6 protein-coding genes and 1 pseudogene are annotated in these 6,527 nt (G+C 61.4%); 3 read left to right on the plus strand and 4 right to left on the minus strand.

Translation table 11 applies throughout. The features are described from left to right. Positions 1-148: 148 nt before the first annotated feature. Both DSHI_RS20815 and DSHI_RS20820 read right to left on the minus strand, forming a co-directional pair. A complete protein-coding gene (locus DSHI_RS20815; protein WP_012187426.1) occupies positions 149-1,141 on the minus strand; it encodes a glycosyltransferase in 993 nt (330 codons plus the stop codon). Beyond that, on the minus strand, positions 1,134-1,907 hold the full coding sequence (locus DSHI_RS20820; protein WP_249994561.1) for an ABC transporter permease: 774 nt from the start codon (positions 1,905-1,907) through the stop codon (positions 1,134-1,136). Before DSHI_RS20820 ends, DSHI_RS20815 begins: the two co-directional genes overlap by 8 nt. A gap of 337 nt (positions 1,908-2,244) precedes the next feature. Here DSHI_RS20820 and DSHI_RS20825 point away from each other — a divergent pair, with 337 nt between their 5' ends. From DSHI_RS20825 to DSHI_RS22475, 3 genes are all read left to right on the plus strand, one after another. Further along, a complete protein-coding gene (locus DSHI_RS20825; protein ID WP_012187428.1) occupies positions 2,245-2,976 on the plus strand; it encodes a CatB-related O-acetyltransferase in 732 nt (243 codons plus the stop codon). Beyond that, the gene (locus DSHI_RS20830; protein WP_012187429.1) at positions 2,973-3,776 is read left to right on the plus strand and encodes a sulfotransferase family 2 domain-containing protein; all 804 of its coding nucleotides are present in this window, start codon (positions 2,973-2,975) and stop codon (positions 3,774-3,776) included. Before DSHI_RS20825 ends, DSHI_RS20830 begins: the two co-directional genes overlap by 4 nt. Positions 3,777-4,396: 620 nt before the next feature. Continuing rightward, a complete protein-coding gene (locus DSHI_RS22475; protein WP_157865461.1) occupies positions 4,397-4,642 on the plus strand; it encodes a hypothetical protein in 246 nt (81 codons plus the stop codon). 139 nt (positions 4,643-4,781) lie between these two features. Here DSHI_RS22475 and DSHI_RS22115 read toward each other — a convergent pair whose 3' ends face one another. Then, complete coding sequence (locus DSHI_RS22115) at positions 4,782-5,417, minus strand: acyl-homoserine-lactone synthase (protein WP_012187430.1); 636 nt, start codon at positions 5,415-5,417, stop codon at positions 4,782-4,784. Positions 5,418-5,544: 127 nt separating this feature from the next. Continuing rightward, a pseudogene (locus DSHI_RS22120) lies at positions 5,545-6,498 on the minus strand (IS481 family transposase); the annotation flags it as partial. Between the last annotated feature and the right edge of the window lie 29 nt (positions 6,499-6,527).

Genomic DNA, 6,527 nt, shown 5'->3' on the forward strand with positions numbered 1-6,527 from the left:
TGCTCCGGCGGCGACCAGGGGATCCGTTATCCGGAACTTTTGCCCCGGTTCCCTCAAATTCCGCCAGCGTTTATCACCCAAGCAGGGCGTTTTTCAGGCAGATTGGGGCCGAGAGGGGACAGGCCCGGTCCATTTCGGCCCCGGCCCGTCAAATCCGTCCCGCGATGGCGAGGCCAGCCAGGGCCAGGGTGCCCAACCAGCTCTTGCGATGGATGCCCGCGGCCTTGAGGCTGCGCCAGCGCGTCCAGCCGCCGCGCCCCGCATCAGCCCGCAGCCGGGCGACCTGGGCGGCATGCTCCGGGGTCAGGTGGGCCGCCACCGCCTCCAGGGCGGCCAGGTTGTCGCGCAGCCAACCGCCATAGGTGCCGTCCAGCATCAGCCGGACCCGGCGCAGCCCCGCCCGCGCCCCGCGATGGGCACCCAGCACATTGCCCTCGTGCTGGCGGTACCAGAGCCGCTGGCCCCGGTCATAGGCTACGATCCCGCCCGCCCCGGTGATCAGCAGGTAAAGCCACCAGTCGTGATAGGGCACCGGCCCGGGTGGGATCGCCCCCCGCGCCACGGCCGCGGCCGCCGGGTTCAGCGCCACGGTATTGCCCGCCACGATGTTCTGGACCAGCGCATTCTCGAAGCCCGGCGCCTCCCCGCGCGGCGCGATCTGCCGGATCGGGCGCAGGGCCCGGTCGGTCAGCACCGTGTTGGCGGCATAGAGCACGGGCCGGTCGTCCGGATGGCGCGCCAGGTGGGCCAGCGCCTGGGCCAGCCGGTCGGGCATCCACACATCGTCCTGGTCCGACAGCGCGATCACCGCCCCGTCCCGGGGCAGCTCGGGCCGCGACAACAGGCTCAGGTAATTCGCCGCCGCCCCCGCCCGGGGCCCGTCGAAGAGCCGGATCTCGCGGGTCGAATGGTCCGCTGCGAAACCCGCGAGCACCGCGCGGGTGTCATCGCGCGAGCCGTCATCGGAGACCCAGAGAGACCAATCGCCATGGGTCTGATCCGCGAAACTGTCGAGCTGCGCGCGCAGATGGGCGCCCCCCTCCCAGGTGCCCATGAGGATGCGCACATGGGGCAGTGCAGCGCCGGTGGAAAGGGGCAGGACAGGGACCGCCCCCGGGGCCGAGGCGCGCGCGTCACGCATCGAGAATGTCCCGGTGATAGCGCCGCAGGAACACCAGCCCCACGGCCATCATCACCCCGCTCAGCCCGAAGACATAGATCGCAGACACATAGGCCGCTTCGTATCCCGGGTAGAAGGCCGCGCGGAACGTGCCGGTCAGATGCACGGTTGGGACATACCACAGGTAATCCCGGAACGGCTGGGGCACGCTTTCGAATGTGAAGAAGATGCACGACAGGATGAAGAGCGGCCGGTTCGCGATCGACCAGATCCGCTGCCAGATCGGGAACATGGACGTCAAGAAGCAGTTCAGCGTCCCAACCCCCAGCGCCAGCGCCGCGGTCATGGCGAAGCCCAGGGCGATCTTGTCCAGCTCCAGGGTGGTGCGCGTGTCGAAGGCCAGCAGGATCCCGGTGAAGATCACGTAGCCCACCATCAGCTGGGTCAGGGTGTTCAGGATGAACCGCGCCAGGATCGCATCCACGTATGTCACGGCCGGATAGGCCAGCAGTTGCTTGGAGAACAGTACCGAAACAGACACCTTCCCGCTGACATCCAGGTACATCAGGAACGGCACGAGTCCCGTGGCATAGAAGATGGGGAAGTTCGTTCCCAGGGGCGGCGACCGGAAGCCGAGCGAGAAGATCAGGGTCATAAGGGCGATACCGGCCGCTGGTTCCAGGATGGCCCAGAGATACCCGCCCGCCGAGCGGCCATAGGTCGTGGACATCTCGCGCAGCACCAGCGCCCCGATCGTACGGAAGGTGGCAAAGGAGCGCCGGGTCACGGGCCGCAACGTCCCCTCCCCGGATGGGCCGGACGGGGCAAGCGGCGGAGAGGGCGGAGGGGGGGCGGACATGCACGACACTCGCGGACGGGATCGTGCCCGTTATGGCCCAGCCCCCCGGGAAACACAATTTGGCACCCGCGCCCGGATGCTGCAGGTCCGCAGCTCCCCGGCAAAGCCCCGCAGAGGCCGACCCGGAGACTGGCAAGTCGTCGAACGCAGGGCTATAGCAGTCTCGGGCTTCTGTTGAATCCCGTTTCGTCCCGGCGTCCTGCGGACCCGGCCCCATCCCGAGCGCCGCGCCCAGACCCCGACAGGCGCGCAGACAAGGTCACGCATGAGTACGGTTACAGTTGGGACCAGGCAATTGAAGAACTCCGGCGTGGAGGTGCTGCCCCGGGGGAACGCACAGACCATCACGCTGCCCCTCAACACACGGATCGAAGCCCCGGCCAGCCTGAAATGGACCCAGTACGAGCATTCCCTCCACCTGGGCGCGTTTTCCTACCAGGTGTCGGGCTATTGCTTCGCCGCCCGGATCGGGCGCTATTGCTCCTTCGGGGAAGAGGTGCAGATCGGGCGCCAGAACCACCCGCTGACCTGGGCCTCCACCAGCCCGGCCTTCTATCTCGGGGACCGTCTGTTCGCTCTCGAAGACGGGTTCGAAGGGGCACAGGGCTATCACGGCTACAAGTTCGACTTCGACGGCCCGCCCACCCGGGCGCAGATCACCAGGATCGGCAACGATGTCTGGATCGGTCACGGGGCCTATATCGCCGCCGGCGTGACCATCGGCGACGGCGCCATCGTGGCCGCCCATGCGGTGGTGGCCAAGGACGTGCCTCCCTATGCGGTGGTGGCCGGCAACCCGGCGGTGATCAAGCGCATGCGCCTTCCGGCCGAACTCATCACCCCGATGCTGCGCTGCAAATGGTGGCGCTATGCGCCCTGGCAGCTCGACCATCTCGACCCGTCCAACGCGCAGGCCTTCGTCAGTGGCGTCTTCGGCATGAAGGACGCGCCAGTTTTCGAACCCACGGTGGTCGACCTCAAGGAAACCACGCCGTGACCACGGCCTTGCGTCCCTCCGGCGCGCGGACCCTGGGCCCAGACGCGCCCATCGTGTTCCTGCACATTCCCAAGACCGCCGGACAGACCATCCATGCCGAACTGACCCGGATTGCGGGGGCGGAGGCGGTCTCGCCCGTCCGCGTCCATACCCAGGTCGAGACCGAGGCTGCACAGCTGCCCCCCGGATACAGTGTCTATTCCGGGCATCTGGACTGGACGGCCCTCGACAGCTTGCCGGCGCACCGCTTCACCTTCTCGGTGCTGCGCAGCCCCCGCGAGCGCATCGCGTCGTTCTATTTCTACCTGCTGAAAGAGGCGCGCGCGCAAACCCCCGAGGAGCTGGAAAAACCCCACAGGGCCGGGATGAAGCGGATCTCCACGGTTTCGGCGGAAGAGTATTTCTGCGGCGGCGATCGGCCCTGGCAGGTCTTCGTGCACGACCATTACGACAATTTCTACGCTCGCTATTTCGCCGCGCGCCGGATGCGGGCCTGGGCCCGGACCCGCGAGACCGCGCCGCAGGCCCTGCTGGAGACCGCCAGGACGCATATCGCCGCCGATCTCGACCGGGTCTACAGCACCGAGGACCTCGGCGCGCTGGAGCAGGACATCGCCGCGCGCTACGGCCTGGCGATCTCGGTGACCGACCGCTTCGTCAATACCGGCGACCAGCCCCGCGGCGAAGCCCGCTGGCCACGGCTCATGGCCCTGCTGGACACCGACGCCGCCCGGGCGAAACTGACGGCCTTCGTGCAGACCGACGAGGCGCTGCTGGCTCGGCTCGGGCTGGGTGCCTGAACAAGACGGGACCGGGTCTTGGATGGCCACTTCCTACTCAGCACGGAGGCAACCAAGGTAAGTACATAATTTTGAACTGCAGATTTTCCCCGTCAAGGACAATCGCACCGCATCACGATCGGATATAACGTCCCGATCGACATGCCTTATCCCGATGGCGGCACCAGCCCGTCATCATGAGGCAGTCGGAAAAACCTAACTCCCGGCGGTCCAAGTTTGGGAAACAGTGCAGTCACACGCCGACTCTAAAGCTTCCCGCCTTTAACCTGAGACATATCCAGCAGTTCTGAAGTAGTTCCAGCATTCTTGTGGCGAGTAGAGGTCGCAAACTTGTGCGATGGCCTCGAACATGCGGTTGAAGGTACGCGCACCGACCCGAACGGCGCATCCATGACCAGACGATCTCCGCGCGGTGCCCATCCTCTGAACCCGGTCAGGTTTGTCTTTACGGACGTTTCATGCACTGCCGGCAGTGCATTGCGAATGCAATGTCACGAGCGTGTATAAAGACAACGCGCTCGGGCTGCCCTGACACCGCCGGCACACGGTGCCTGAACCAGTCTTCCCGTTGCCGCCTTACCTTGGTTTGGCGGCGCTCGGCGGCCACCAGCGACTTTTTTATGCGTATAGCCGAGCTTGCGAAGGAACTTGCCGATCGCATTCGGGTGCGCGCGCAGGCCGGTCGCGTCATGCAGGGCAGATGCCAGTTCCGGCATCGTGATGTCACCATCCTGCACAATGACTTCCGCAAGGAACATCCGGTGTGGATCGAGTTTTCCTTTGCCCTTGGGGCGGCCCTGCGGTGCGGCGCGAGCAGTTCCGGTCCGGCGGACCGGAACTTTCCACCGCGCACCTGTAGCCGGTGAGAGCTTCAAGCGCAACGCCGCCGCACGCCCACTTAACCCTTCTTCAATCAATCGCTAAAACCGCGTCCGAAGCGCTTCTGGCAATGGTGCCGACATGATCCATCTTAAATCCGATCCACCACACGCCGGAACTGAACACCTAGGCTGCCTTTGGATAGATATACGTTTCCCTTTCATGGAAGCGAGAAATTGCACCCGTGATTGTACTAGACTCAATATTTCCAGAAATGAGAAACTTTTTATATCTTTCTTGGTTACAGTTGAACAGGCCAGAGTAGACTTCTTCTCCAAGGTAACTATATACACCGATAATTTTTGGTGATATACCAATAGCCCTATAGAATCTAAGCATTTTTTTATCAAAAATTGCAATGAAGTTTGAGAACCCAGTATAGGAAAGAAAGGCAGATCCAGATGCAAAGAGCTTTAAAGCTACTGATCTCCCTTGCCCCTTAGAAACACAGAAGCGTGTGCACTCCCATATTTTTTTATCTTTAAAGCTGTACCCTTTTACTGTTTCAGAAAAGTAATCCATCAACATTGTTCCCTTCCCAAGCGGAAGTATCCGCATTGATCCACAATGTGGGTTCTCCGAGGAATGTATGATGATATAGACTGGGTTAAGTCGGTCGTACTGATCTACTTCATATCCATCAGAGTCGATATGAACATTCCACTTATTTCTTTCTTTAAACTGTATTCGCCTATCTTCAAACATTTTGTCCGCGCTACTTGGAAACCTCCAGAGGTCGTGGCCACGTGCTATTGTAATCATGCTGCAGTCCTTCTTCGCATTTCTAAGAAAAAGGATTCGCGAAAAAGTTTAATAACTCGTCGGTGCAGCGTTCGGTGATCGAGCCGACACGCAACACGCAGGCTTGATGAAGATCCCGGCTCTGGGTGTTCAGTCTCGGCGTGTGGTGGATCGGATTTAGGAGGAATCGATCTGGCTCTGGTGTCCAGATTCTGCAGATGTATTCGTAGGGGGTGAGACCGATCACCGTCTTGAGCCGGAGTGCGAAGTTGTAGGCATCGAGGAAGTCTGCGAGGCTTCTTCGAAGCTGATCATGGCTTGCGTAGTGGTATCGCTTGACCGTCGCGTCCTTGATCGTACGTTTCATCCTTTCAACTTGGCCGCTGGTCTAGGGATGATTTGGCTTGGTCAGCCGATGCTCGATGTCATTGGTCTTGCAGATCAGATCAAATCGAATCTTGCGGAGTGTCACGCTGTTCCGATTGCGTGGCTGCTCGGCGAACTGGATGCCGTTGTCTGTCAGGATCGTGTGAATCTTGTAGGGCACCTCCTCCAGTAGGTGCTCCAGGAACTGCTAGGCCGTCTTGCGATTGGCTTTCTCGACCAGCTGCGCGACCGCAAACTTACTGGTTCTGTCAATGGCAACAAACAGATAGAGCTTACCTTCCTCAGTCCTGACTTCGGCAATGTCGATATGGAAGTAACCGATAGGGTATCGCTTGAACTTCTGTCGCTTGGGTTTGTCGCCTTCGACGTCTGGCAAACGGGATATCCCATGTCGCTGAAGGCAGCGATGCAGTGAAGAACGCGTCAGATGTGGGATTGAGGGCCGCAAAGCATAGAGGCAATCGTCCAGTGGCAGCAGGGTGTGCCACCGGAATGCTACAACCATCACCTCCTCTTCTTCGCTGAGAACGGTTGAGTGCGGCTCTTTCGGGCCGGTCTTCTGGTCCTCGACGGTCTGTCGCTTGCGCCATTTCGCGACAGTCTCGGGGTTGATCCCCGGTTCCCTGCTCAACTCCGCGATCGAAGCTTGCGATCTCCGTATTGCTACTCTGACGGCGTGCGTGGTCGTGGCGCTGCCATGACGAACTTGTCCCATAATGCTTCCTTCCATTCCAACGAAAGGAT

Source organism: Dinoroseobacter shibae DFL 12 = DSM 16493 (genome assembly GCF_000018145.1).
GTDB lineage: Bacteria > Pseudomonadota > Alphaproteobacteria > Rhodobacterales > Rhodobacteraceae > Dinoroseobacter > Dinoroseobacter shibae.